Origin of the sequence: Apibacter mensalis (assembly GCF_001418685.1) — a bacterium.
Taxonomy (GTDB): domain Bacteria; phylum Bacteroidota; class Bacteroidia; order Flavobacteriales; family Weeksellaceae; genus Apibacter; species Apibacter mensalis.
This window is the reverse complement of the sequence record NZ_LIVM01000008.1, coordinates 1-26,469: the sequence shown is the minus strand read 5'-3', so window position 1 is coordinate 26,469 and position 26,469 is coordinate 1. Positions and strand designations below refer to the sequence as shown.

Sequence of the window (26,469 nt, the reverse complement as noted above, 5' to 3'; positions counted from 1 at the left end):
ATATCTTTTTACTTTTTATATATAAGAGTTTAAATAAATATTTTTTTAGTTAAAAGAAAACTCGAGTAACCAACCGTTATCATTTCGAGTTTTCTATTATTTTCTTCTTATTTAATCAAAGATACAACAATTGCAAATAATGCAACTGCTTCAACTAACGCAGCTAAGATTAATGCAGAAGCCTGAATTTTTCCTTGAGCTTCAGGTTGTCTTGCAATAGCCTCCATCGCTTTTCCACCGATAAGACCAATTCCAATTCCTGCTCCAATAGCAGCTAAACCTGCTCCAATTACTGACATTCCCATTTTTACTATATATTAAAATTAATGTTCTTCGTGATTATCTTCTGTTGCCATACCAAAATATAGCGCAGAAAGAGTTGTGAATATATATGCTTGTAAAGCAGTTACTAAAATTTCTATTACACTTATAAAGACGACTGCGATAATAGATACAGGAGCTACAAAATAAGATTTGAATATAAAAATTAGTGAAATTAAGCTAATGATAATGATATGTCCGGCGGTGATATTAGCAAATAATCGAACCATTAATGAAAATGGTTTGGTAAAAATACCGATTACTTCTATCGGTGCCAAAAATATTTTCATCGGAATAGGTACGTCGGGAGTCCAAAATATATGTTTCCAATAACTTTTATTTCCGCTAAAATTAGTAATAATAAAAGTAATAATTGCTAAAGTAAAAGTAACTGCAATATTCCCAGTTAGATTAGCTCCAAATGGGAAAAAAGGAATTAGCCCCATAACATTGTTCAACCATATAAAAAAAAATACAGTTAATAAATAAGGCATATATTTTTTATATTTTTTTTCTCCAATATTAGGTATAGCTATTTCATCCCTTACAAACACAATTAATGGTTCAACTATGGCGGCTACTCCTTTTGGAACACCATTATATGATTTTGATTTATAATATCTGGCAGCAGAAATAAATACAACTAACAGTACAATTAAGGAAAGCCACATAGAAAATATATTTTTAGTTATTGAAAAATCCAAAGGTACTTTATTGATAGGATGATGTTGATCATCTAGATGCACAAGTTTGGATGATTCTGTAATATACTCACCTGAAGCATTTTTTTTTGTCTTAGCATAATATATTTTTTCATGAAATTTAATAAATTCCATTCCTTTTTTTTCCACAACGATTTCACCATTGTCATTTCCCTTAAATTCTTTAGAAGAAAATATAACCATTCCATTATCAGTCCAAAGGATAATAGGTAGATAGAGAGTAACATCTTCGCCCCATATTTCAAATTGATGCGAATCCTTTACATGGTGCATAGCAGTTTCTGTGGGGTTGAATGGTTCTGAATCATTACTTTTTGAGCTCTCAGCTAAAGCAAAATTAAAGGTTGAAATTAAGACTAAAAAGCTAAATATAAATTTTATCATATTTTTCTGATTCATATATATGCAAATATAAATATTTTTAAAATACATTTGATGGGTATGATTTTTATCATATTTTAGTATTTGCGACCTAAGAAAATATGATTTTTATTATTTTTGTTTTCTTACTAATTGTCGGATTATATTAATTAATCCAATTCCAATTCCTAATAAGCTAAAAATTATTATAAATAGGGGTTTCAAAGAAATATATTTTTCATCAAGGTAATAACCAATTCCGGTAAAAAGTAAAATAGTTACCATAAGTTGAAATCCTAACCCCGAATAAAATGCATAATCTTTCATTAATAAATTTTTCATTACAAATTTACAAATTTTAATGGTATGAATTATAATTATATACTAATAATAAATAAATAAATTTTTCTATATAAAATAGATTGAAGCGTAATTTCAATACTTTGTATATATTTTAAAAATAAATTAAAAATTTGTAGTTTTAATAACTAATATTTAAATTTGCAAACCATATTTATGGAAAGGTTACGCAATTATGATATTTTATTTTCATCGTTAAAGCTTGGGGTTCATAGCTTTAAGATGAGTGTTGAGCAGCCATTTTTTGATTTGTTTGATTTCAAGCAGGAATTCAAAACTCCTAAAGTAGAAGTTGATGTTCAAATTAATAAGCATTCTTCTTTTTTAGAATTGGAAGTAAAGACCGAAGGTGTTGTAATTTTAGAATGTGACATATCTGGAGAAGAGTTCGAACAAACCGTTAAAAATGAGATCAAAACTTTAATTAAATTTGGTGAAATCTTTGATGATACGAATGAAGAAATTTTAATATTGCCTTTTGGTTCTCATAGTGTAAATGTGTCTCAATTAATTTATGAATGCGTACTCTTATCTATACCGATGAAACATGTTCATCCTAAATATTCCGAAGGATATAAGGACGAACATACCGATTTACTTGAAAAGTATGGCCTGTCTGATGAAGAAGGCGAATAAAAATAAAATTAAAAAATATTTAAGGAAGAATTATGGCACATCCTAAAAGACGTCAGTCATCTACAAGAAGAGATAAAAGAAGAACTCACTATAAAGCGTCAGTTCCTCAATTAGCTAAATGTTCAACAACCGGAGAATTACATTTATTCCATCGTGCATACTGGCATGAAGGAAAATTATACTACAGGGGAAAAGTAGTTATGGAAAAGGCTGTTGAAGAAGTTGAAGAATAAATCTAATTTAAGTTAAAATTTAAGTAATATAATACCATTTAATTAAATAGTTAAATGGTTTTTTTCTGTATAAAATTAATTTATTTCCATTACATTTGGAAAAATTTAAATAAAAGCTCTAGCTCATGGACATTAAAGACATTCAAAATTTAATTAAATTTGTATCTAAATCGGATGTTGCAGAAGTAACATATAAGACAGATGAATTTGAAATTTCCATTAAAACTAATAATGGTTCATTAATGTATGCACCAGAGGTTTCCCGACCTATACAAACTGTCGCAAATCATCAAGCAACCACTATGACAACTGTAACTAGCCAGCCAGAGGCTCCCCAGCAAGAAGAAGATACATCTAATAAGTATGTAACTATAAAATCTCCAATGATTGGTACATTCTACAGAAAACCCTCTCCAGATAAAGAAGCATTTGTAAATATAGGAGATACAGTTAGTGCAGGAAGTATTGTTTGTATGATAGAAGCAATGAAATTATTCAATGAAATAGAATCAGAAGTTTCAGGAAAAATTGTTAAATTTTTAGTTGATGATGCTTCACCGGTTGAATTTGACCAACCTTTATTCTTAGTTGATCCATCTTAATTAATCAAAATTAAAAGTTAAAGTGTATGTTAAAAAAAATTTTGATTGCTAATAGAGGTGAAATTGCTATGCGAATTCTTAGAACAGCTAAAGAAATGGGTATAAAAACTGTTGCTGTTTATTCGACGGCAGATGCCAAGAGTTTGCATTTACGATTTGCTGATGAAGCAGTATGTATCGGGCCTTCTGCAAGTAAAGATTCATATCTTAAACAACTAAATATTTTAGCAGCTGCTGAAGTAACTAATGCAGACGCTATACACCCTGGATATGGTTTTCTTTCTGAAAATGCTAATTTCTCAAGATCTTGTCAAAAGATGGGAATTAAATTTATAGGAGGTACTCCTGAAAATATTGAAAGAATGGGAGATAAGGCTTCTGCAAAAGCAACAATGAAAGAAGCGGGAGTTCCCACCGTGCCTGGTTCCGATGGTTTAATAAAATCATATGAGGAAGCTGTGAAAATTGCTAAAGAAATAGGATATCCTGTTATGCTTAAAGCAACAGCTGGAGGGGGAGGTAAGGGAATGAGAGCTATATGGAAAGAGGAAAATCTTAAGAGTTCTTGGGAATCGGCTGTTCAGGAAGCTGTAGCTGCTTTTGGGAACGGAGGTATGTATATGGAGAAGCTTATTGAAGAACCTAGACATATTGAAATTCAAATAGCAGGAGATAAATATGGTAAAGCTATTCATTTATCTGAGAGAGATTGTTCAGTACAAAGACGCCACCAAAAATTAGCAGAAGAAACTCCTTCTCCTTTCGTTTCTGAAGAATTACGTAAAAAGATGGGCGATGCAGCTGTAAGAGCTGCAGAATATATTAAATATGAAGGCGTAGGTACTATTGAATTCTTGGTTGATAAATATGAAAATTTCTATTTTATGGAAATGAATACAAGAATTCAAGTAGAACATCCTATTACAGAACAAATTACTGATTTAGATTTATTAAAACTTCAAATAGAGTTAGCAGCAGGTGCTAGAGTTCCTAAAAATAACTTTTATCCTCAAAGACATTCTATAGAATGTAGAATTAATGCTGAAGATGTTTATACTGATTTTCGTCCATCACCGGGAAAAATAACTACTTTAAATATTCCGGGAGGAAATGGGGTAAGAGTTGATACTCATGTATATTCTGGATATACTATTCCACCTTTTTATGATTCTATGATAGCCAAATTGATTGTAACGGCACCTACAAGAAGTGAAGCAATTATTAAGATGAAGAGAGCTTTAGATGAATTCTATATTGAAGGTGTTAAGACAACCATTCCATTACATAGACAACTTATGGATGATCCAAATTTCTTAAAAGGAGATTATACTACAAAGTTTATGGAAGATTTTGTTTTGGATAAAAAATACGAATACGATTTATAAGTTAGATAGTATGGTAACTAGATTTATATGTTAAAATTTATAAATTCAAAGGAAAAAGGAAATTAAATTATGTTTAATTTCCTTTTTTTATTTTTATAATTCATCTTCGTCTAGAAGTTCATCATCATTATAGGAATCTTCATCATCGTCATAAGAATCTTCATCATAAGAATCTTCATCATCGTCGAATTTAATATTCATATCAACATCTCCTACATCACTGAAATCGTCTATATTAGAAGGTGAAACAAATTTTTTATCAGGTGCTTTTAAAGGCATTTTACCGAATCGATATACGGTTAATGGGTAAACTCCAATAGCTTTTCTATCAATAATTTCTAAAAGTTCAACGTAAAATGACCACATTTTCATAAAGTCGTAAACAAATAGCATTTTATCCCCGACTTTTGTAAAGACTTCTTTAATATATATATCAGACATGGTCTCACCTTCACCATCTTCATTCATATCTTCTAAAGGAATCTCTTTACCTTGAGTCCAATTATCATCAGACTTATAAAATGAAGCTAACTCATCACCTTGTAGACTGAAAGCGCTTTTAATACCTTCATATAAATTCCACAAAGTTTGCAAATCCTTAATTTCAATATCTCGAAAAACGTCCCCTTCTGTTTCAAGAATTACTCTAATCTTATAAATCATATAGTCTAGTTTTTACGTTTTAAATTTAATTTTTTTCCTAATTGTAACATATAGTTGTATGAGTTTTTATAATCGTTTTTAATAGTGCCTTCTAATATTCCTTCTTTAATTGCTTCTTTGATAGTACCTATTTGTTTGCCCTCCAAAATTTCAAAAGCTTCCATAATATCATGACCGGTAATAGGAGGCTGAAAATTCCTTATTTTATCTTTTTGTTCGACTTCTTTGATTTTTTCTTCAACGTAATCAAAATTTTGCTTAAAACGTTTTTGTTTTTTTATATTTTTGGTTGTGATATCTGCTTTACAAAGTAAAAATAAATCTTCTATATCATCACCCATATCAAATAATAACCTTCTCAATGCACTATCAGATGCATCATCTGTGATAAGTGATATAGGACGTGAACTATTATGAACTAATTTTTGAACATATTTTAATGGGTCGCCCAAAGGTAATTTTAGTCTTTTAAAAATAGAAAGTATCATCTTGCTTCCTACAAATTCATGGGAATGAAATGTCCAGCCTAATTTTTTATCAAATTTTTTGGTTCGAGCTTTACCGATATCATGCAATAATGCTGCCCATCTTAACCATAAATTTGAAGTGGTCTTACTAATATTGTCAACTACTTCAAGTGTATGAAAGAAGTTATCTTTGTGTTTCTGACCTTCAATTTCCTCAATTCCTTGTAAATCCGTTAGTTCTGGTAGAAATCGCCGTAAAAGTTTTGTTTCATATAATAATTTCAGACCAATACTTGGCTGAGAAGACATCATAATTTTATTAAACTCATCGGTAATTCTTTCCTTAGATAAAATATCAAATCGTTCGGCATTTTCTTTAATCGCAAGAAAAGAAGATGTTTCAATAGTAAAGTTTAATTGAGTGGCAAAACGTATGGCTCTTATCATTCTCAAAGGATCATCAGAATAAGTAATTTCTGGATCTAATGGTGTACGTATGATTTTTCTTTTTAAATCATCTAATCCATTAAATGGATCAACCAATTCTCCAAAATTTTCTTCATTTAAACATATTGCTAATGTGTTAATTGTAAAATCCCTTCTATTTTGGTCATCTTCAATAGTACCTTTTTCAACAAATGGTTTACGACTATCAAAAGAATAACTTTCTTTCCTTGCACCTACAAATTCAACATCATAATCCTTAATATGTATCATAGCTGTACCAAAACGTTTAAAAATAGATACTTTGGGTTTTGACTGTAATTCTTCGGCAATTGATAAAGCCAAATCAATTCCACTACCTTCAGTTACAATATCAATATCTTTAACTTTAGATCTATCGAGAAGAAAATCACGAACAAAGCCTCCGATAACAAAAGTTTGTTGCTTTTTGAGTGTAACAACATTTGATATCAATTTAAAAATAGGGTTTTGTATTGCGTGACTTAAATTCATTTAGTATTTATTCTCTAATTACTTTAATTCGTCCATCTTCAGAAAGTTGTATTATTGAAGATGATGAAAATTGCATATTCTCTTCTTGTCGCAAATTTATTATATAATCTACACCTTCCAAAATTTTGGGAGAAATTGATGAAAATTTATCAGGTGATGGTTCACCGCTAATGTTTGCAGAAGTTGAAACTAAAGGTTTATTAAGTTTTGAAATTAATTCTTTACAAAAAGGATCATGTGTTAAGCGTATTCCTATGGTATTTTTGTCTGAAATTAGTATTTCAGGTAAGTTTCGCGGGTTATCATATATTATGGTTAAAGGTTTTTTTGATAAATCAATCAAATCCCAAGCTAATGAAGGTACATTAACATATTCTTGTAATCTTCTTTCAGATTCCACCAAAATAATTAAATTTTTAGATTTATCCCTTTTTTTTAATTTGAAAACATTTATAATGGCTTCTTCGTTGGTTGCATCGCATCCTATTCCCCATATGGTATCAGTAGGATAAAGAATTGTTCCCCCTTTTTTTAAAATTTCAACTGCTTTTTCAATATCTATTTTTTCCATAATTGTTTAAATTACAAATATAAACCGGCAAAGTTTTATAAAAATAATTTTTATAATTTTTATTTATAAGAATATTTTAAAATTTTATGCATATTATTGAATGTATTGAATTTAATGAGCAAAAAATTATATAAATAATTGCCAGTCATCGAATAGACTGTTATATTTGCAAACCAAAAAAATACAATTTTTATAATTAAACTTACCAATGAAAGGAAAAGGACTTGTTAAATTTTTTGCTATTGTTCTTGGATTAATATGCTTGGCGGAATTATTTCCGACATTATATGTGCATCGTATAGAATCTAAAGCAAACAGTTTATCTAACGGAACGGAGGCGAGTAAAAAAGCTGAGCTAGAAAAATTAGCAAAAGATACTTTGAATCTCGGAATAGTCAAGATGAATTATTATGATGCTAAAAAGAATGAAATGAAGTTAGGCTTGGATCTTAAAGGCGGATTGAATCTTTTATTAGAAATATCCGAAAAAGATCTTTTGTTAGATTTAGCAGATAATTCAGAAAATCCGGTATTTAGAAAGGCATTAGACATTGCAACTTCTGAAGAAACTAAATCAAGAGATACTTATACAGCTAATTTCTTTAAAGCATTCCAAACAGCTAAATCAGAAATGAATCAGCCGGATTTAAAATTATCCTCTCCTGAAGTTTTTGGTACCAGAGATTTATCTAACCAGATTCAACATAATACTACAGATGAACAGGTTGTAAAATATTTGTCTGGAGTTATTGAATCAAAAGTTACTAAAGCAATAGATGTAATTAGAGCACGTATTAAGAAATTAAATATTGATGAGCCCAATATTGCACGTGTGCCCGGAACCGGTAGGATATTAGTGGAGCTGCCGGGTGTAACAGATGCTGATCGAGTAAAGAAATTACTTCAGACTTCAGCAAGATTAGAATTTTGGGAAGTATATGATCAACCTGCTGCTTGGTCGTATTTAATGGATTTGAATCAAAAGGTTGCCAACAATAAATTAACGAATTTATTGAGACCATCCAATCGTTCCAACGCATTGGCAGTTGCAAAATTATCGGATACGGCAGTAATTAATAAAGTTATATATTCAGATAAATCTAAAAAATTATTACCTATAGGTTTACGATATATTAAATTGTTATGGGCTTCTAAGCCAGATTCTCAATCTAAAGATGAGTTGGAATTATACGCTATACGGGGAACTAAAAATAATAAAGCTCCTTTAGTAGGAGCAGTTACAGAAGCTGGCTTAACTTTCGATCAATTCAATAGAATACAAATAAGTATGCAAATGGGTCCCGAAAGTGCTTTGCTTTGGAAAAGCATGACTGAAAAAAATAAAGGAAAACCCATTGCAGTGGTTTTAGATGATGTTGTTTATACTGCCCCTAATGTGAATACAGTTATACCTAATGGTCAATCAGTAATTAGCGGCAACTTTACAGAAAGAGAAGCCAATGATTTAGTTGATGTCTTGAAATCCGGTAATCTTCCGGCAAAAGCAAAAATTATTCAATCAGAAATAGTAGGTCCAACTTTGGGACAACAATCAATAAATAATGGATTAATATCTATAGTTGTATCGTACTTATTTATTTTGGGATGGATGATTTTCTACTATGGAAAAGCGGGTTTATATGCTAATTTAGCTTTAATATTAAATTTATTTTATTTAATAGGTATTATGGCATCAACGGGAGCAGTTTTAACTCTTCCCGGAATTGCAGGTATTGTCCTTTCAATGGCTATGGCTGTAGATGCTAATATTATTATTTTTGAAAGGGTTAAAGAAGAACTTAGAAGAGGCAGGCCTTTAAAACAAGCTTTTATTGAAGGTCAGAAACATGCTTTGGCAGCAATCATAGATGGCAACTTAACTACATTAATTGTAGGTATCGTACTTTTATTTAGTACCGGACCCATAAAAGGTTTCGCTGTTACATTAGTTATCGGTATTTTCTGTACCTTATTTACCGCCATATTCATTACCAGTATGCTTATTTATGGTTCTATGGAAAAAGGTAAAAACTTTTCTTTATCTACTAGTATAACTAAAAACTGGTTTACCCATGTTCATTTCAAATGGATGGAAAAAAGAAAATATGCTTATGTTTTCTCATTAATCATAATGGTCATTGCACTAATTTCTATGTTTACCAAAGGATTTGATAAAGGTGTAGATTATACGGGAGGAAGAACTTATGTAATAAAATTGGAAAAAAATATTTATCCTGAAGAAGTTACTGAATCTTTGGAAAAATTATTCACAACAGATGGCGAATCATCTAATATCAATGCTAAAAAGTATGGAGAAGGTAATCAAGTAAGAATAACCACTAAATATGGAATGGATAGCAATGATCCTAATATAGATGTGGTAATTCGTGAAAAATTATATGCAGGATTAAAAAATTATCTTCCCGTTAATTATTCAAAAGAAAGTTTCGTAAAGGGTACCCCTTATGGCATACAGTCCAGTTCTGAAGTAGGACCTACGGTAGCCAGTGGCATCGTTAGAAATGGAGTAATCGCCGTATCAATTGCATTGGCAGGTATATTCATTTACATCTTAGTAAGATTCAGAAATTGGCAAATGTCTACCGGTGCTGTAGCTGCTTTATTGCATGATTCTATTGTGGTAATGGGAGCATTTTCAGTCTTAAGTTGGTTAAAAATCATTCCTTTTTCTGTGGAAATAGATCAATCATTTATTGCAGCCATTCTAACCATCATAGGTTATTCTATTAATGATACCGTTATTGTGTTCGATAGGATAAGAGAGAATAAGAAAAATAATGCTCACCACCTAATGACTTTGGAAGAATTATATAACGATGCAATTAACCATACGTTAGGAAGAACTATAAATACAGGAATATCCACAATTATGGTAACAGTAATTATTTTCTTCTTTGGAGGTGAAACTTTACAAGGATTTATGTTTGCTTTATTTTTAGGATTTACATTTGGCATGTATTCATCCATATACATAGCTTCATCTTTATCTTATGATTTAACAAAATATAATTATAATAAAGAAAATTTAAATTCCAAATTATCAACAATAAAATAATAGCTTTTAAACCACATTAAAAAAAGGATCTTGTAATCAAGATCCTTTTTTAATATAAGTTGTTTCCAATAAATCTTAACTGTCATGTTAGAATATGAAGAAAATTAATATGCTAAAAATTATTAATCTATTCAAACTTTATTCTTAAATTTTTTATTGTAAGTTAAAATTACTTATGGTAGATTCTCATTGAGTAATTTAAAAATATATTTTAATAGGTCTATACGTTTGAGAAAGTTGTAAATTTGTAAAAAATAAATGCAGATACAGTGAGTTTTGGAGAAATTATAGTTATACTATTGGTTGTAGTCTTATTATTCGGTCCTGATAAAATACCGGAAATAGCTAGAGGATTGGGTCAGGGGGTACGCGCAATGAAAGATGCTACTGATAATATAAAAAGAGAAATAATGTCTCAAGTTGATGACAGCGGATCCGTTAAAGAAATCGAAAATGAAATAAATGAATCTAAAAAAATTATGGATAAAAAAGTAAATGAGGTTACTGATCATTTAAATGATATTATGGATGATACTTTCGACGGTCCTATAAAAAGAAGTTAATGGAGAGAGTTATAAAATGGGATGTAGAATTATTTTTATATTTAAATAACTTAGGAAGTCCTAAATTTGATTCCTTTTGGTTATTTATTACCAATGAATATTATTGGATTCCAACTTATTTTCTCATATTTTTAATTATTTTAGAAAAATACGGTTGGAAAAAAGTTTTCCTAATAGGTTTAAGCATTGGACTAATGATACTTCTAACCGATACTCTATCTTCATTAGTTAAAAATTGGATTCAGCGTCCAAGACCTTGTAGAAATCCAGAATTAGAAGGAGTGTTTAGGCTAGTAATCGAAAAATGTAGGGGCTCCTATTGTTATTTTTCCGCACATGCTTCTAATTCTTTTAGCTTAGCTACCTATCTTGCTTTTCTTTTTTATAAAGATTATAAATATTCATATCTTTTATTATTCTCTTGGGCTACTTTAGTTTCTTATAGCAGAATATATGTTGGAGTTCATTTTCCTTTGGATGTTCTGTCAGGTGCTTTTACAGGTGTTTTAATTGGGTGGTTATTTACAAAAACACAAAAATATATTCTTAAGGGAAATATCTGACAAATTCAATCATTGTATTTTCCAAATTATTCTGAAGTATTTTTAGGATTAAAGACAAATGGGAAAATGATAAAAATGGTTAATGAATAGGCTGCAAAAGTAAACCAAACGTGCGGCCAGTTTGTGATGCCATTAACAGTAAAATGTTCTACTACCCATCCGCTTCCGTAACTTCCTAAAATAGCCCCCAAACCATTAGTCATAATCATAAATAGGCCTTGAGCACTGGATCGCATACTTTTATCGGTTTCATTATCAACAAATAAAGATCCTGATATGTTGAAAAAATCAAAAGCCATCCCATAAACAATCATGGATAAAATTAAAAGATAAATTTTATTTTCAGGATTTCCCACTCCGAAAAGGCCGAAACGTAGAAACCATGCAAACATACTAATCATGATCACCTTTTTTATTCCAAATTTTTGTAAAAAGAAAGGAATTAATAAGATACATAAAGTTTCAGATATTTGCGATATAGACAGTAAAAGATTAGGATGCTTGACCCCAAAAGAATCGGGATAAGTGGACTTAAAACTGTCTAAAAATGGACCTCCGAAAGCATTGGTTATTTGAAGAGAACAACCTAATAACATACAAAAAAAGAAAAATATGGCCATTTTTTTATTTTTCAATAAGACGAAAGCATCCAAACCTAATGCATGTATTAAACCTTTGTTATTATTATTTTTAGTTGGAGGTGCAGCAGGCATAGTAAAAGAATATAAAGCCATGATAATCCCGGCTCCTGCACTTATGAAAAGCTGAACAGAACTTCTGGCGAAACCTAAAAAGTCCACGGTCCACATTGCTGCAATAAAACCTATTGTTCCCCAAACCCGTATCGGGGGAAAATCGGTTACCGAATTTAAACCATTTTTTTCCAGAGCATTATAAGAAACTGAATTGGTCAATGAGATAGTTGGCATATAGAAACAGGTATGCAAGAATAATAAAAGATAAAATATATGATATTCTTTAACTTGAGAAGCCATAAAAATAAATAAAGCGGCAAGAATGTGGCTTATTCCTAATACTTTATCTGCATTTATCCACCTGTCGGCAACTATACCTAATAAACCGGGCATAAAGAGAGAAGTAAAGCCCATAGTTGCGAATAAACTTCCGATTTGAATTCCGGTAAATCCTAATCCACCTTCATTTATAGATAATCCAGCGTAGCCTCCTAAAGAAATTAACCAGGCTCCCCATACATAATATTGAAGAAAAACAAGAATAATTAATCGTAATTTTATGCTCATCTCATTTAGTATTTTGATCAGTAGCTAAGATAGTAATTATTTTTTGTGATTAAGATAAATAAATGATATTTTGAGTCATAGTAAATGATAAAAGATAGATTTATTCATCTTTTATAAACAGTATTAATAAAACACTACAAAATAATATACTATGGGTGAGTTTATTGGTTTAATAAAAGGTAATATTGAAAATATTTTAAATAATATAGTAATGTAATTAATGAACAATCTGACTAAATCTAATATAAAATTGATACGAAGTTAATTTAAAAAATCATTACATTTAAAAATAAAATTATTCATTAGTGAACATTCTTCTATTTTATCTATATAAATATTTTTTTCAAACGTTAAAAAGATAAAATTCATTTTATTATAAACAGACTTATTAATTAATTAACCAAAAATTCATAATGTTAATACTATAAGTTTAAAAAACGACTGTAAAAATTTTTTCAAAAAAGTTATATAATTTTGTATTATTTACAAAAAGTTATACTTTTGCACAGGCAAGTCCTGCACAACCAGCTCCTGTGAATCCTCCAGGGTGGGAACGCAGCAAAGGTAAACGGTTGTAGCGGTGTGATGCAGGTAGCTTGCCTTTTTTTATTGGTACTGACTGAGCTTTCTAAACTATATAAACTATATTATTCTAAATTTTAAAATTATGTCTGACCAATCTTCTCCAAAGTATATATTTATTACAGGTGGTGTTACTTCTTCACTTGGAAAGGGAATTGTCGCAGCATCCTTGGGTATGCTTCTAAAAGCTAGAGGTTATAAAGTAACTATTCAAAAACTGGATCCATATATAAATATTGATCCGGGAACGCTAAATCCCTATGAGCATGGAGAATGCTATGTGACTGAGGACGGAGCAGAAACCGATTTGGATTTAGGACATTACGAAAGATTTTTAAATAGTCCTACCAGCAAAGATAACAATATTACTACCGGTAAAATTTACCAAACTGTTATTAATAAAGAAAGAAGAGGGGACTTTTTAGGGAAAACAGTACAGGTAATTCCTCACATTACTAATGAGATTAAAAGAAGAATTAAAATTTTAGGGAAAAAAGGAGATTTTGATATCATTATTACAGAAATTGGCGGAACCGTAGGAGATATTGAATCATTGCCCTATATAGAAAGTGTACGTCAATTACGTTGGGAATTAGGATATCAAAATTCGATTGTCGTACATCTGACTTTAATTCCCTATCTGGCAGCCAGTGGCGAATTAAAAACAAAACCTTCTCAACATTCCGTACGTCAGCTCATGGAATATGGAGTACAAACCAATTTTCTGGTTTGTAGAACCGAATGTTCAATTTCCAAAGAAGTACGATCTAAATTAGCCTTGTTCTGTAATCTTAATATAGATAATGTAATTGAAAGTATAGATCTTCCCACAATCTATGAAGTTCCATTATATTTACAAAACCAAAATTTTGATGCATTAGCATTAAAAGAATTAGGTTTATCTACAGATAAGAAACCGGATTTAAAACAATGGAATGATTTTCTAGATAAATATAAGAATCCTAAGAGTAATGTTGAAATAGCCTTAGTAGGAAAATATGTTTCACTTCAAGATTCCTATAAATCTATTGTTGAAGCACTAATCCATGCAGGATCTACCCTAGAAACGAAAGTAAATATTCGTTGGATATACAGTGGGGATCTTACCTATGAAAATATTTCCGATCATTTAAAAGGAGTTGAAGGAGTTATTATTGCACCCGGTTTTGGAGATCGAGCGATTGAAGGGAAAATAGTAGCTTGTCAATATGCCAGGATTAATAAGATACCTGTATTTGGAATTTGTTTGGGTATGCAAATTGCGGTCATAGAATATGCTAGAAATGTACTAGGATATAAAGATGCGGATAGTGTTGAATTCAATTTGCAAACTTCGGCTCCGGTTATATGTTTAATGGAAGAACAAAAAAATGTCTCTAATAAAGGGGGAACCATGCGATTGGGAGCATGGGCATGTAAACTTAAAAAGGGCTCAATAGCAGAAAAAATCTATAATGCACAAAATATAGAAGAAAGACATAGACACAGATACGAGCTTAACAGTGAATATATAAGTGAGTTTGAAAGCCATGGGTTGGAAGCCATTGGAACCAATCCTGATACAGGGTTGGTAGAAGTAATACAAGTAAAAGACCATCCGTTTTTTATAGGAGTACAATACCATCCGGAATACAAAAGTACAGTAGCTTCTCCCCACCCGTTATTTTTAGCATTAGTTAAAGCATCTCAAAATTATCAGATAAACAAAGTAAAGAATGCAACAAGAAAGCAAATTTGATAAAAACCAGCTGATTGGTTTTATTCTTATAGGGATTATTTTAATTGGATTTTTAGTTTATTCCAATAATCAACAAAAAAAAGCGATTGATGAAGCGCAAAAATCAGAACAAAATCAAATTAAAACTGAAGAAACATTTCAGGCTATCAATAATAAGCCAAGACCAGTAAAGTTAGACTCACTTGCTCAAGCAAAAATAGAATTATTAACTTTTTCAAATGATGAAATTGATGTTAAAGTAAGCACACAAGGAGCACAACTACGAGAAGTACGTTTAAAAAAATGGACGGCATATGATAAGGATACTTCCCTTCATAAAAAAGCTTTATATCTTGTAAATGAATATAATACGGACTTTAATATATCATTTAAAAATAAGGATGGTAAAATTATTAATACCAGAGATTTGATATTTACTCCATCAACAGAAGGAAATATAACCGCTTTTACAGCAAATTTGGAGGATAATAGTTTTATTCAATTTCGTTATACATTGAAAGGGAAATATTCCTTAGATTTTCAAGTAGTATCTAAAGGATTATCAAAAATAACCACCCAGCAAGATGCAACCTTATATTGGAATCATAATGCAATTGCACTTGAAAAAGGAAAATCACAAGAAACCACCTATACAGAATTCAGATACAGTTTAAATGATTATTCCCAGACCGATTATGATACTAATGGATTTACAGAAGATAAAGATAAAATAGATTGGATCAGTGTTAAACAACAATTTTTTTCAACAATTTTAGAAGCACAAAACGGATTTTACAAATCTAAAGGTACACAAGAAGCAGAAAGAGATAATCCGAACTATCTTAAAAATTTTACCTTTACAAGTATAGTACCTATACAGCAAGGAGAGATCAATCAAAAATATACTTGGAATTTTCTTCCCTTAGATTATGATTTATTGAAGTCATACAAAGCCGATAACGGAGACAGTAAACAATTTTCATACAACATTCCATTTGGATGGATGAAATGGCTTTGTATATTTTATTTATGGATTTATGAGTTTCTTTCAAAATTTGGTATTGCAGCAGGTTGGATTATTTTCTTGATGACCATTGTTGTAAAATTGGTTACTTCTCCTATAATGTATAAGCAATACATCCAAGGAGCGAAAATGCGAATATTAAAACCGGAAATTGATGAATTGAATGAAAAACATAAAAATTCAGATCCAATCAAAAAGCAACAAGCTACCATGGATTTATATAGAAAAGTAGGTGTCAATCCATTAGCAGGATGTTTGCCGGCATTAATACAAATACCTATTTTTTATTCATTATTTAGGTTTTTCCCTAATAATATAGCTTTAAGGGGGCAGTCTTTCCTTTGGGCAGATGATTTAACCGCTTACGATTCCATTTATGAGTGGGCAACACATATTCCGATTTTATCAAGTATTTACGGAAATCATATAAGTTTGTTTACGATATTATATTGTTTAGTATTATTAATTTATACTAAAATGTCTACCTCTACTATGCAGGCACCCACACAAGAAGGCATGCCGGATATGAGATTTATGATGTATATAATGCCGGTTATGTTTATATTTTGGTTAAATTCCTATGCTTCAGGACTCTCTTGGTATTATTTGGTATCCAATGCCATTAACATACTTTTAATCTTACTAATTAAAAACTTTATGATTAATGAAGAAAAATTACATGCTAAGATGCAAGAGCATAAAACTAAGCCCGGCAAGAAAAAAAGTAAATGGCAGCAAAAAATGCAATCCATGTTGGAACAAGCCCAAGAACAACAAAAGCAGATTCAGGAGCAAAAATTGAATCAAAATAAAAATAAGAAAAAGTAAGATCAATCATAATAATATAGATAAAAAATCAGCCAAAAAGGCTGATTTTTTATTTTTGTATGATTTTTGAAATGATTATATAAAATAAAAATAAACTTACCATGAATTACCGTGTAGAGAAAGATACTATGGGAGAAGTTCAAGTTCCCAGTGATAAATATTGGGGAGCCCAAACTGAAAGATCAAGAAATAATTTTAAGATAGGTGCAGAAGGATCTATGCCTAAAGAGATTATTGAAGCATTTGCATATTTAAAAAAAGCAGCAGCTTATGCTAATGCGGATTTAGGAGTATTGCCTTTAGAAAAAAGAGACTTAATTGCCAAAGTATGTGACGAAATTAACAATGGAGATTTAGACGACCAATTTCCATTAGTTATTTGGCAAACTGGTTCGGGAACACAATCTAATATGAATGTAAATGAAGTAATATCCAATCGAGCGTTGGTATTAGGAGGAGGCAAATTAGGAGAAAAAAGTTTGATCCATCCCAATGACGATGTAAATAAGTCTCAGTCTTCAAACGATACATTTCCTACAGCAATGCATATAGCAGCCTATAAAAAAGTGTTAACATATACATTACCTGCAGTTGAAAAATTAAAAAATACATTACTAAAAAAATCAGAAAAATTTAAAGATGTCGTAAAAATAGGAAGAACCCACTTAATGGATGCAACTCCTTTAACTTTAGGACAGGAATTTTCCGGTTATGTAGCCCAATTAGATCATGCAATAAAAGCTATAAAAAATACCTTAACTCATTTATCAGAATTAGCTTTGGGAGGAACTGCTGTAGGTACCGGTTTAAATACCCCTAAAGGTTATGATATCAAAGTTGCAGAATATATTTCTAAATTTACAGGGTTACCATTTGTTACTGCCCCTAATAAATTTGAAGCATTAGCAGCTCATGATGCTATAGTTGAAACACATGGAGCTTTAAAACAATTAGCCGTGTCACTATTTAAGATAGCACAAGACATACGATTATTAGCTTCCGGACCTAGAAGTGGAATAGGTGAATTGTTAATTCCGGAAAACGAGCCCGGATCTTCCATAATGCCAGGTAAAGTAAATCCTACACAAAATGAAGCAATGACCATGGTTTGTGCTCAAGTATTGGGGAATGATACAACCATTTCTTTCTCAGGAACTCAAGGAAACTATGAACTTAATGTTTTTAAACCGGTAATGGCGTTTAATTTTTTACAATCAGCTCAACTATTAGGAGATGCTTGTAATTCTTTCAACGATCATTGTGCCATAGGAATTGAGCCTAATTATTCAAGAATTAAAGAATTAGTAAATAATTCACTAATGTTGGTAACAGCCTTAAATACACATATAGGTTATGAAAATGCTGCAAAAATTGCAAAGACAGCACATAAAAACGGAACTACTTTAAAAGAAGAAGCAATTAATTTAGGATTAGTGACTTCCGAACAATTTGATCAATGGGTTAAGCCGGAAGACATGGTTGGAAGTTTAAAATAATAAATGACAATTTAATCGAATTAAAATCTGAGATCAAAGAATTTCTTAAATCATAAGTTCCTGAAGCTGCATAAATGTAGTATTATAGACTAATGTGGTATTATTTTTGAGATATAAAAAGTTGAACTTTATTAATACCAATATACATATTTATAGCTTCTAAATGTATCTGATTTAAAAACGTGTGGATATAAAGTAAGCATTCAGATTCACCTTAAAATTAAGGTAAGATAGCTACAAAATTAAGAAAAATTTAATTTTAAATCAATATAAAATAACATGATATATATTTTATTATATATATCCTTTTCTTAATGCAAAATCCATAAATGGTTAGTATATTTGTATGATCTTAGTTAGAATGTAAAATCTATATAAAAAACATGTCTAAAAACACAAATAAAATTAAGAAAATAGGTGTCTTAACCTCAGGAGGGGATTCTCCGGGAATGAATGCTGCCATAAGATCAGTTGTAAGAGCTTCTAATTATTATGGAATAGAATGCAGTGGAATAAGAATGGGATATGATGGATTGATTAATGATATGGTTGTGGATTTAGGACCTCGATCAGTAAGAAACTTAATAAACAGGGGAGGGACAGAACTTAAATCCGCTCGTTCTGAAGAATTCAGAACAGTTGAAGGAAGAAGTAAAGCAGCAGAAACAGTTAAAAAACATAATATTGATGCATTAGTAGTTATAGGGGGTGATGGTTCGTTTACAGGAGGAACTATCTTTCAAAAAGAACAAGGAATACCTTTTATTGGTATTCCCGGAACAATTGATAACGACATATTTGGTACGGACTTCACCTTAGGATATGATACTGCGCTAAATACTGTTGTTGATGCAATTGATAAAATTCGAGATACAGCAACATCACATAATAGAGTATTCTTCGTAGAAGTTATGGGAAGAGATGCCGGATTTATCGCTTTAAATAGCGGTATAGCGACCGGAGCGTTAGATATACTTATTCCTGAACAGAAAGATAGTATTGAAGATCTATTTTCATCTTTTGAAAACGCAAAGCAAAAAGGGAAAACATCCAGTATTGTAGTCGTAGCAGAAGGAGAAAAATTAGGAGGGGTGTATGACTTAGCAAAATTCACTAAAATGAAATATCCTGAATTTGATGTAAAAGTTACGGTTTTAGGTCATATTCAAAGAGGAGGATCACCCACAGTTGCTGACAGAGTGTTGGCATCCAGATTAGGTGTTGCAGCAGTTGAAGGATTAATGGCAGGTAAATCTAATGTTATGGCGGGTATGCAATCAAGTAAGATTGTCTTTACCCCTATAGAAGAAGCAATCAAAAAACATAATGAAATAGATAAGGATCTTATTAAAGTAGCTGATATCCTATCTACATAAACAAAATTAAAATTAAATTAGAAACTTAAAAAAGTAAAGTATTATGTCAAAAATTAAAATTGGTATTAATGGTTTTGGGCGTATAGGGCGATTAGTATTTCGTGCGGCTCAACATAATGAAAATATTGAAGTTGTAGGAATTAATGACCTTATTGATGTTGAATACATGGCTTATATGCTAAAATATGATACCGTTCATGGTAAATTCGATGGAACGATTGAAGTTAAAGACGGAAAATTAGTAGTAAATGGAAATGCAATTAGAGTAACTTCTGAAAAAAATCCGGCAGACCTTAAATGGGGGGATATTGGAGCAGAATATATAGTAGAATCAACAGGTTTATTCCTTTCAAAAGATAAAGCACAAGGACATATCGATGCAGGAGCAAAATATGTAGTTATGTCTGCACCATCTAAAGATGACACGCCTATGTTTGTATGCGGAGTAAATGATCATACCTATGTAAAAGGAACTCAATTTATTTCCAATGCATCTTGTACAACAAACTGTATATCTCCAGTTGTTAAAGTATTACATGATAAATTTGGTATTTTAGAAGGTTTAATGACAACAGTTCACGCTACCACTGCAACTCAAAAAACAGTTGACGGACCATCAGCAAAAGATTGGAGAGGAGGTAGAGCAGCTTCAGGAAATATAATTCCATCTTCAACAGGAGCAGCAAAAGCTGTAGGAAAAGTAATTCCATCATTAAACGGGAAATTAACAGGTATGGCATTCCGTGTACCTACTTTAGACGTTTCTGTAGTTGATTTAACAGTAAATTTAGCTAAAGAAGCAACTTATGATGAAATCTGTAAAGCAATGAAAGAAGCATCTGAAGGTGAATTAAAAGGAATATTAGGGTATACTGATGAAGAAGTTGTATCTTCAGATTTTATTACAGATCCGCGTACTTCAATCTTTGATGCAAAAGCAGGTATACAGTTAAGTCCTACTTTTGTTAAAGTAGTAAGCTGGTATGACAATGAGTGGGGATATTCTAATAAAGTTGTTGAATTAATTCAAAGAATCGCTAAAATTAACGGGTAAAATCCATATTGTTACTTTATAATGAATTGAAAAAGCTATCTTTTTATGATAGCTTTTTTTTATTGGAAAAAATATAAAGAATATTAAATGTGGAACAAAAGTAATCAATGAACAAATGTAAGTTAGAAATTAATTCTTCTGAAACCGTACATAAAAATATGCTAGTAAGAAGAAATTATTAAAATTTATTAGTAAATATCATATATTACCTTATTATTTTTATAGGATTATAACGGCTCTATAACCCTTTTTTTTAATATATAAATTCTACCATAAATATTCTTATTTGTTCAATATAGTTTACCTTTTATGAAAACAGACAAAAAACATAACTTTTTGAGTTAGTTGTAAATTTGTTATAGAAAACGATGTATTATAATTACTAATTTAATATTCCTTAGGAGTAAAATTAATTAGAAAACAAAAAGTTTCTGCTTATTGCAAGTTGCTATACAGCTGGAATCAGAACGGACGGATGAGTAAAAGTTCAAAAGACGTATTAATATCTCCTACAACCGATATGAAAAATTTCAATGAAATAAAATAGTAAATAAAAAACATAATTGCACATATAACTTACCTACCAACCCGGTATGTTTTAGACCAACTTACCAAACGTTTAAATCCTATTTAATTCACTAAAAAACATCATAAAGGAAAACAAAATTTGTGAATCGTTACGGACAAAACTCATACTAAATGGATTGTTCTCAAATAGCAAACACAATCCCATTTCTATAAAATGGTGCATAAAATTATAAAGCTTTTCTGGACGAATATGAAGAAGAATATACCGAATAAAAGTGATCATTATACATCCCCAAAGAATTTAAAAAATTATCAAAACACCAGGCGGCAATATATACTCAACCGGGAAAATTAAATCGGAATTTTTTTAAATGAAAGAAAATAATCTATAACCCCTAAAGAATTTATACAACTAAATAATTCATAAAATATAACAAATCGATTAAAATAGGTGAATAAAAATAAAACCTTTTAGTAAAAAGGTTTTTAATTTATCATTAAATGTTTTTTAAATGTATGTTTTTTAATACATTTCATTTTAGTGTTATACATCCAAAATTTTTTGCATAAAAAAATAATTAAAAATAGGAATATAAAAAATAAATAGTATCTTTGCAACCTCGAAAAAGATTAACGAATATAAAGATATAAGATAACAACCGATGAAACGTACATTTCAACCTTCAGAAAGAAAGAAAAGAAACAAGCATGGTTTTCGTGAAAGAATGGCATCAGCTAACGGAAGAAAAGTTTTAGCAAGACGTAGAGCAAAAGGAAGAAAGCAACTAACTGTTAGCGAATATAGAGCTAAAAGATAATCTGCTAGAACATATCTGAAAATTTAAAAGACTGCTTTTTTATGAAATTAGCAGTCTTTTTTATTGTGTAATAATTTGTATTTAGGATCAAAACTTATAAGCTTTAGATGACCCTTAAGTTAACTAAAAAAATAATTCTTAAAAAAAGAACTTAAGAATAGTATATGAGGCGTATAAGATATAGAAACAAAGAATTACAAACTAATAATAAAAATATCTAGTGCCATACCTGAAAACTAAATAGTATGTACAAGATACATTACAACCAACCGGATAAAAAAAGTTAACAAAAAACGAGGAATTAATTAAAAAAGGAGGGAAAAAACTAATAAAACTCCCGAACACGAAAAAAAAGTTTAAGGTATATACAGAATATAAACAATTGAAAACTAGTTAATTTAGGGTTAAGAGGTCTGGGTTAGGCAAAGTATTTAAGAAAAAAAGATTAAAAAAAACTTGCGAAGAAAAAAAAAGTAACTATCTTTGCATCCGCAAGTCAGGAATAACGAAGAGAGAAAAGAGAAGAGAGAGTACCTGAACGAGCATAAAGATCGTTGAAATAAAAAAGTTTATAACAAAGCTTACGAAAGAAAAAGTAGCAAAACACAACCTGGAAGTTAAAGGAAGATTCTTTTGAGGATATGAGGCCATGAAATTGATAATTTAAGAAGAAATTACAATGGAGAGTTTGATCCTGGCTCAGGATGAACGCTAGCGGGAGGCCTAACACATGCAAGCCGAGGGGTATTTTGGAGCTTGCTTCAAGAGAGACCGGCGAACGGGTGCGTAACGCGTATGCAACTTACCTGTATCACTGGGATAGCCCGAGGAAACTCGGATTAATACCGGATAACATATTACACAGCATTGAGTGATATTAAAAGATTTATCGGATACAGATAGGCATGCGTAGGATTAGTTAGTTGGTAAGGTAACGGCTTACCAAGGCGATGATCCTTAGGGGGCCTGAGAGGGTGAACCCCCACACTGGAACTGAGATACGGACCAGACTCCTACGGGAGGCAGCAGTGAGGAATATTGGACAATGGGTGAGAGCCTGATCCAGCCATCCCGCGTGAAGGACGACAGCCCTATGGGTTTTAAACTTCTTTTGTATGGGAATAAACCACATTACGAGTAATGTTCTGAAGGTACCATACGAATAAGCATCGGCTAACTCCGTGCCAGCAGCCGCGGTAATACGGAGGATGCGAGCGTTATCCGGATTTATTGGGTTTAAAGGGTCCGTAGGCGGGTTGATAAGTCAGCGGTGAAAACCTGCAGCTTAACTGTAGAACTGCCGTTGATACTGTTAATCTTGAATAGTATTGAAGTAGCTGGAATGTGTAGTGTAGCGGTGAAATGCATAGATATTACACAGAACCCCGATTGCGAAGGCAGGTTACTAAATACCGATTGACGCTGATGGACGAAAGCGTGGGGAGCGAACAGGATTAGATACCCTGGTAGTCCACGCCGTAAACGATGGATACTCGTTGTTGGGGGCAACCTCAGTGACTAAGCGAAAGTAATAAGTATCCCACCTGGGGAGTACGACCGCAAGGTTGAAACTCAAAGGAATTGACGGGGGCCCGCACAAGCGGTGGAGCATGTGGTTTAATTCGATGATACGCGAGGAACCTTACCAGGGCTTAAATGGAGATTGACGTACTTAGAAATAAGTATTTCTACGGACAATTTTCAAGGTGCTGCATGGTTGTCGTCAGCTCGTGCCGTGAGGTGTCAGGTTAAGTCCTATAACGAGCGCAACCCTTATCATTAGTTGCCATCGAGTGAAGTCGGGAACTCTAATGAGACTGCCGGTGCAAACCGCGAGGAAGGTGGGGATGACGTCAAATCATCACGGCCCTTACGCCCTGGGCCACACACGTGCTACAATGGCCGGTACAGAGGGCAGCTACCGGGTAACCGGATGCGAATCTCAAAAGCCGGTCTCAGTTCGGATTGGAGTCTGCAACTCGACTCTATGAAGCTGGAATCGCTAGTAATCGCAGATCAGCCATGCTGCGGTGAATACGTTCCCGGGCCTTGTACACACCGCCCGTCAAGCCATGGAAGCTGGGGGTACCTGAAGTCGGTGACCGTAAAAGGAGCTGCCTAGGGTAAAACTAGTGACTGGGGCTAAGTCGTAACAAGGTAGCCGTACCGGAAGGTGCGGCTGGAACATCTCTTTTTTAGAGTAAAAAGTCAATAATCAGGTACAATTATCGAGAGGATTTAGGACTTCCAGGTGTTTCCTACTTTATTAGAATAAAAAAGAGTAAGCAATAAGTTAGAACAAAAAAGATATATAACACCCCCTTAGAAGCCCCTGCAGTATAAGGTAAGACAAGAGAGAGTGAAGGAGCGAAAGAGGAGAATTAAGAATCAATCAGTCTCATAGCTCAGCCGGTTAGAGCGCTACACTGATAATGTAGAGGTCGGCAGTTCGAGTCTGCCTGAGACTACCAAGGGAAAGAAGGGGAATTAGCTCAGCTGGCTAGAGCGCCTGCCTTGCACGCAGGAGGTCAAGGGTTCGACTCCCTTATTCTCCACAAGGTTCTAAATAAAACAGTAATAAGTAAAGAAATAGGACCGGTGTTGTATAAAGATCATTGACATTATTGGGATTTTATATAAGAAAAAATAAACCGAGCGGCCAATAAAAGGCTAAGGAAAAGAAATCGTTAAGGGCGTATGGCGGATGCCTAGGCTTCAAGAGGCGAAGAAAGACGTGGTAAGCTGCGAAAAGCTGCGGGGATTGGCACACACGAAATGATCCGCAGATATCTGAATGGGGCAACCCACTATACAAGAGTATAGTATTCCCGTAAGGGGAGGCAAACCTTCCGAACTGAAACATCTAAGTAGGAAGAGGAAAAGAAATCAACAGAGATTCCGAGAGTAGTGGCGAGCGAAATCGGAAGAGCCCAAAAGTATCTATATAGATAACAGAATGTTTTGGAAAGGACAACCGCAGAGGGTGATAGTCCCGTAAGTGAAATCTATATACATATGAAAAAGAGTAGGGCGGGACACGAGAAATCCTGTCTGAATATGGGGGGACCATCCTCCAAGGCTAAATACTCCTTGAAGACCGATAGCGAACAAGTACCGTGAGGGAAAGGTGAAAAGTATTTCGAAAAGAAAGATGAAAGAGACCCTGAAACCATACGCCTACAAGCGGTCGGAGCATCAATAAGATGTGACGGCGTGCCTTTTGCATAATGAGCCTACGAGTTAATTTCACTAGCGAGGTTAAGTAGTTCAGCTACGGAGCCGGAGCGAAAGCGAGTCTGAAAAGGGCGAGGAGTTAGTGGGATTAGACGCGAAACCTTGTGATCTATCCATGGGCAGGTTGAAGCTTTGGTAACACAAAGTGGAGGACCGAACCGGTTGACGTTGAAAAGTCTTCGGATGACCTGTGGATAGGGGTGAAAGGCTAATCAAACTGGGAGATAGCTCGTACTCCCCGAAATGCATTTAGGTGCAGCGTTAAGAGAAGTATACTAGAGGTAGAGCTACTGATTGGATGCGGGGGTTTCACCGCCTACCAAATCCTGACAAACTCCGAATGCTATTATATGTTTCTTAGCAGTGAGGGCATGGGTGCTAAGGTCCATGTCCGAGAGGGAAAGAACCCAGAGCAACAGCTAAGGTCCCGAAATGTATACTAAGTTGGACAAACGAGGTCAGACTGCCTGGACAGCTAGGATGTTGGCTTGGAAGCAGCCATTCATTTAAAGAGTGCGTAACAGCTCACTAGTCGAGCGGTTTGGCATGGATAATACTCGGGCATAAGTATACTACCGAAGCTATGCGAAATTTAAAATTTCGGTAGGGGAGCATTCTATATGCGCAGAATCTTTAAGGTGACTTAAAGTGGAGCGTATAGAAAAGAAAATGTAGGCATAAGTAACGATAATGAAGGTGAGAAACCTTCACGCCGAAAATCCAAGGTTTCCTCAGCTATGCTAATCAGCTGAGGGTAAGTCGGGACCTAAGGTGAATCCGAGAGGAGTAATCGATGGGAAATCGGTTAATATTCCGATACCGGCTGTAAATTCGATGGAGTGACAGAGTAATGACACTACCGCGTACTGACGGAATAGTACGTTAAAGCAAGTAGGTAAATCTGGGATAGTAAAATGCGTTTCGGATGCCGAATGTGAAAGTACCAGGAAGCTACGGTGGAATGGATAGTGTAGGTAAGAGCTCTCAAGAAAAACTTCTAAGGTAAGTTTACAGCGCCCGTACCAAAACCGACACAGGTGGATGAGGAGAGTATCCTAAGGCGCTCGAGTG

Annotated in this window: 20 protein-coding genes, 2 tRNA genes, 2 rRNA genes and 1 other RNA gene; 18 read left to right on the top strand and 7 right to left on the bottom strand. The window is 32.7% G+C overall.

Features of this window, described 5'->3' with window-relative positions; genetic code table 11:
- Positions 1 to 107: 107 nt before the first annotated feature.
- From atpE to ASC36_RS06645, 3 genes are all read right to left on the bottom strand, one after another.
- Complete coding sequence (gene atpE / locus ASC36_RS06655; protein ID WP_055425716.1) at positions 108 to 305, bottom strand: ATP synthase F0 subunit C; 198 nt, start codon at positions 303 to 305, stop codon at positions 108 to 110.
- An 18-nt stretch (positions 306 to 323) separates the two neighbouring features.
- Positions 324 to 1,427 carry a F0F1 ATP synthase subunit A gene (gene atpB / locus ASC36_RS06650; RefSeq protein ID WP_245630754.1) on the bottom strand — a complete coding sequence of 368 codons (1,104 nt, stop codon included), beginning with the start codon at positions 1,425 to 1,427 and terminating at the stop codon, positions 324 to 326.
- A 108-nt stretch (positions 1,428 to 1,535) separates the two neighbouring features.
- Complete coding sequence (locus ASC36_RS06645; protein ID WP_073961232.1) at positions 1,536 to 1,745, bottom strand: AtpZ/AtpI family protein; 210 nt, start codon at positions 1,743 to 1,745, stop codon at positions 1,536 to 1,538.
- Positions 1,746 to 1,919: 174 nt separating this feature from the next.
- Between ASC36_RS06645 and ASC36_RS06640 the strand changes: the two genes are divergently transcribed.
- The 4 genes from ASC36_RS06640 to accC all read left to right on the top strand — a co-directional run bounded on the left by ASC36_RS06640 (position 1,920) and on the right by accC (position 4,619).
- Entirely contained in the window at positions 1,920 to 2,399 is a 480-nt protein-coding gene (locus tag ASC36_RS06640) for a YceD family protein (RefSeq protein WP_055425713.1), read from the top strand.
- Positions 2,400 to 2,431: 32 nt separating this feature from the next.
- A complete protein-coding gene (rpmF, locus tag ASC36_RS06635; RefSeq protein ID WP_055425712.1) occupies positions 2,432 to 2,632 on the top strand; it encodes a 50S ribosomal protein L32 in 201 nt (66 codons plus the stop codon).
- A gap of 125 nt (positions 2,633 to 2,757) precedes the next feature.
- Positions 2,758 to 3,234, top strand: a complete 477-nt coding sequence (gene accB / locus ASC36_RS06630; protein WP_055425711.1) for an acetyl-CoA carboxylase biotin carboxyl carrier protein — start codon at positions 2,758 to 2,760, stop codon at positions 3,232 to 3,234.
- A gap of 26 nt (positions 3,235 to 3,260) precedes the next feature.
- Positions 3,261 to 4,619, top strand: coding sequence for an acetyl-CoA carboxylase biotin carboxylase subunit (gene accC, locus ASC36_RS06625; RefSeq protein ID WP_055425710.1), 1,359 nt, complete (start codon positions 3,261 to 3,263; stop codon positions 4,617 to 4,619).
- Positions 4,620 to 4,712: 93 nt separating this feature from the next.
- Here accC and ASC36_RS06620 read toward each other — a convergent pair whose 3' ends face one another.
- From ASC36_RS06620 to ASC36_RS06610, 3 genes are read right to left on the bottom strand one after another with little or no spacing between them, the layout of a single operon-like run.
- On the bottom strand, positions 4,713 to 5,282 hold the full coding sequence (locus tag ASC36_RS06620) for an IS1096 element passenger TnpR family protein (RefSeq protein ID WP_055425709.1): 570 nt from the start codon (positions 5,280 to 5,282) through the stop codon (positions 4,713 to 4,715).
- A 5-nt stretch (positions 5,283 to 5,287) separates the two neighbouring features.
- The gene (locus ASC36_RS06615) at positions 5,288 to 6,706 is read right to left on the bottom strand and encodes a CCA tRNA nucleotidyltransferase (RefSeq protein WP_055425708.1); all 1,419 of its coding nucleotides are present in this window, start codon (positions 6,704 to 6,706) and stop codon (positions 5,288 to 5,290) included.
- A 7-nt stretch (positions 6,707 to 6,713) separates the two neighbouring features.
- On the bottom strand, positions 6,714 to 7,262 hold the full coding sequence (locus tag ASC36_RS06610) for an L-threonylcarbamoyladenylate synthase (RefSeq protein ID WP_055425796.1): 549 nt from the start codon (positions 7,260 to 7,262) through the stop codon (positions 6,714 to 6,716).
- A 223-nt stretch (positions 7,263 to 7,485) separates the two neighbouring features.
- Here ASC36_RS06610 and ASC36_RS06605 point away from each other — a divergent pair, with 223 nt between their 5' ends.
- From ASC36_RS06605 to ASC36_RS06595, 3 genes are all read left to right on the top strand, one after another.
- Positions 7,486 to 10,353 carry a protein translocase subunit SecDF gene (locus ASC36_RS06605; protein WP_055425707.1) on the top strand — a complete coding sequence of 956 codons (2,868 nt, stop codon included), beginning with the start codon at positions 7,486 to 7,488 and terminating at the stop codon, positions 10,351 to 10,353.
- Between the two features lie 269 nt (positions 10,354 to 10,622).
- Positions 10,623 to 10,916: a Sec-independent protein translocase subunit TatA/TatB gene (locus ASC36_RS06600; RefSeq protein WP_245630752.1), complete on the top strand. Its 294-nt coding sequence runs from the start codon at positions 10,623 to 10,625 to the stop codon at positions 10,914 to 10,916.
- Positions 10,916 to 11,479: a phosphatase PAP2 family protein gene (locus tag ASC36_RS06595; protein WP_055425706.1), complete on the top strand. Its 564-nt coding sequence runs from the start codon at positions 10,916 to 10,918 to the stop codon at positions 11,477 to 11,479. The genes ASC36_RS06600 and ASC36_RS06595 overlap by 1 nt, the downstream gene beginning before the upstream one ends.
- 26 nt (positions 11,480 to 11,505) lie before the next feature.
- On the opposite strand, the gene ASC36_RS06590 is transcribed toward ASC36_RS06595, so the two are convergent.
- On the bottom strand, positions 11,506 to 12,741 hold the full coding sequence (locus ASC36_RS06590; RefSeq protein ID WP_055425705.1) for a nucleoside permease: 1,236 nt from the start codon (positions 12,739 to 12,741) through the stop codon (positions 11,506 to 11,508).
- Between the two features lie 507 nt (positions 12,742 to 13,248).
- On the opposite strand from ASC36_RS06590, the gene ffs reads away from it, so the two are divergent.
- The 11 genes from ffs to ASC36_RS06540 form a co-directional block, all read left to right on the top strand.
- An RNA gene (ffs, locus tag ASC36_RS10535) (signal recognition particle sRNA small type) lies at positions 13,249 to 13,346 on the top strand.
- Between the two features lie 62 nt (positions 13,347 to 13,408).
- Positions 13,409 to 15,061: a CTP synthase gene (locus ASC36_RS06585; protein ID WP_055425704.1), complete on the top strand. Its 1,653-nt coding sequence runs from the start codon at positions 13,409 to 13,411 to the stop codon at positions 15,059 to 15,061.
- The gene (gene yidC, locus ASC36_RS06580) at positions 15,039 to 16,892 is read left to right on the top strand and encodes a membrane protein insertase YidC (protein WP_055425703.1); all 1,854 of its coding nucleotides are present in this window, start codon (positions 15,039 to 15,041) and stop codon (positions 16,890 to 16,892) included. Before ASC36_RS06585 ends, yidC begins: the two co-directional genes overlap by 23 nt.
- 101 nt (positions 16,893 to 16,993) lie before the next feature.
- The gene (gene fumC, locus ASC36_RS06575) at positions 16,994 to 18,388 is read left to right on the top strand and encodes a class II fumarate hydratase (protein WP_055425702.1); all 1,395 of its coding nucleotides are present in this window, start codon (positions 16,994 to 16,996) and stop codon (positions 18,386 to 18,388) included.
- A 383-nt stretch (positions 18,389 to 18,771) separates the two neighbouring features.
- On the top strand, positions 18,772 to 19,764 hold the full coding sequence (pfkA, locus tag ASC36_RS06570) for a 6-phosphofructokinase (RefSeq protein WP_055425701.1): 993 nt from the start codon (positions 18,772 to 18,774) through the stop codon (positions 19,762 to 19,764).
- Between the two features lie 43 nt (positions 19,765 to 19,807).
- Positions 19,808 to 20,818, top strand: a complete 1,011-nt coding sequence (gene gap, locus ASC36_RS06565; RefSeq protein WP_055425700.1) for a type I glyceraldehyde-3-phosphate dehydrogenase — start codon at positions 19,808 to 19,810, stop codon at positions 20,816 to 20,818.
- A gap of 1,190 nt (positions 20,819 to 22,008) precedes the next feature.
- Positions 22,009 to 22,164, top strand: a complete 156-nt coding sequence (gene rpmH, locus ASC36_RS06560; RefSeq protein ID WP_055425699.1) for a 50S ribosomal protein L34 — start codon at positions 22,009 to 22,011, stop codon at positions 22,162 to 22,164.
- 676 nt (positions 22,165 to 22,840) lie between these two features.
- Positions 22,841 to 24,359: ribosomal RNA gene (locus ASC36_RS06555) — 16S ribosomal RNA — on the top strand.
- A 199-nt stretch (positions 24,360 to 24,558) separates the two neighbouring features.
- Positions 24,559 to 24,635: transfer RNA gene (locus ASC36_RS06550), tRNA-Ile, on the top strand.
- 10 nt (positions 24,636 to 24,645) lie between these two features.
- Positions 24,646 to 24,719, top strand: a tRNA-Ala gene (locus ASC36_RS06545).
- A gap of 122 nt (positions 24,720 to 24,841) precedes the next feature.
- Positions 24,842 to 26,469: ribosomal RNA gene (locus tag ASC36_RS06540) — 23S ribosomal RNA — on the top strand; the annotation flags it as partial.

Bases quoted from the DNA above. Each gene is read 5' to 3' on its own strand.
- accC (WP_055425710.1), top strand. From the start codon at position 3,261: ATGTTAAAAAAAATTTTGATTGCTAATAGAGGTGAAATTGCTATGCGA.
- ASC36_RS06590 (WP_055425705.1), bottom strand. From the start codon at position 12,741: ATGAGCATAAAATTACGATTAATTATTCTTGTTTTTCTTCAATATTAT.
- fumC (WP_055425702.1), top strand. From the start codon at position 16,994: ATGAATTACCGTGTAGAGAAAGATACTATGGGAGAAGTTCAAGTTCCC.
- accB (WP_055425711.1), top strand. From the start codon at position 2,758: ATGGACATTAAAGACATTCAAAATTTAATTAAATTTGTATCTAAATCG.
- rpmF (WP_055425712.1), top strand. From the start codon at position 2,432: ATGGCACATCCTAAAAGACGTCAGTCATCTACAAGAAGAGATAAAAGA.
- ASC36_RS06640 (WP_055425713.1), top strand. From the start codon at position 1,920: ATGGAAAGGTTACGCAATTATGATATTTTATTTTCATCGTTAAAGCTT.
- ASC36_RS06595 (WP_055425706.1), top strand. From the start codon at position 10,916: ATGGAGAGAGTTATAAAATGGGATGTAGAATTATTTTTATATTTAAAT.
- gap (WP_055425700.1), top strand. From the start codon at position 19,808: ATGTCAAAAATTAAAATTGGTATTAATGGTTTTGGGCGTATAGGGCGA.
- ASC36_RS06645 (WP_073961232.1), bottom strand. From the start codon at position 1,745: ATGAAAAATTTATTAATGAAAGATTATGCATTTTATTCGGGGTTAGGA.
- atpE (WP_055425716.1), bottom strand. From the start codon at position 305: ATGGGAATGTCAGTAATTGGAGCAGGTTTAGCTGCTATTGGAGCAGGA.
- ASC36_RS06605 (WP_055425707.1), top strand. From the start codon at position 7,486: ATGAAAGGAAAAGGACTTGTTAAATTTTTTGCTATTGTTCTTGGATTA.
- yidC (WP_055425703.1), top strand. From the start codon at position 15,039: ATGCAACAAGAAAGCAAATTTGATAAAAACCAGCTGATTGGTTTTATT.
- ASC36_RS06585 (WP_055425704.1), top strand. From the start codon at position 13,409: ATGTCTGACCAATCTTCTCCAAAGTATATATTTATTACAGGTGGTGTT.
- pfkA (WP_055425701.1), top strand. From the start codon at position 18,772: ATGTCTAAAAACACAAATAAAATTAAGAAAATAGGTGTCTTAACCTCA.
- ASC36_RS06620 (WP_055425709.1), bottom strand. From the start codon at position 5,282: ATGATTTATAAGATTAGAGTAATTCTTGAAACAGAAGGGGACGTTTTT.
- rpmH (WP_055425699.1), top strand. From the start codon at position 22,009: ATGAAACGTACATTTCAACCTTCAGAAAGAAAGAAAAGAAACAAGCAT.
- atpB (WP_245630754.1), bottom strand. From the start codon at position 1,427: ATGATAAAATTTATATTTAGCTTTTTAGTCTTAATTTCAACCTTTAAT.
- ASC36_RS06615 (WP_055425708.1), bottom strand. From the start codon at position 6,706: ATGAATTTAAGTCACGCAATACAAAACCCTATTTTTAAATTGATATCA.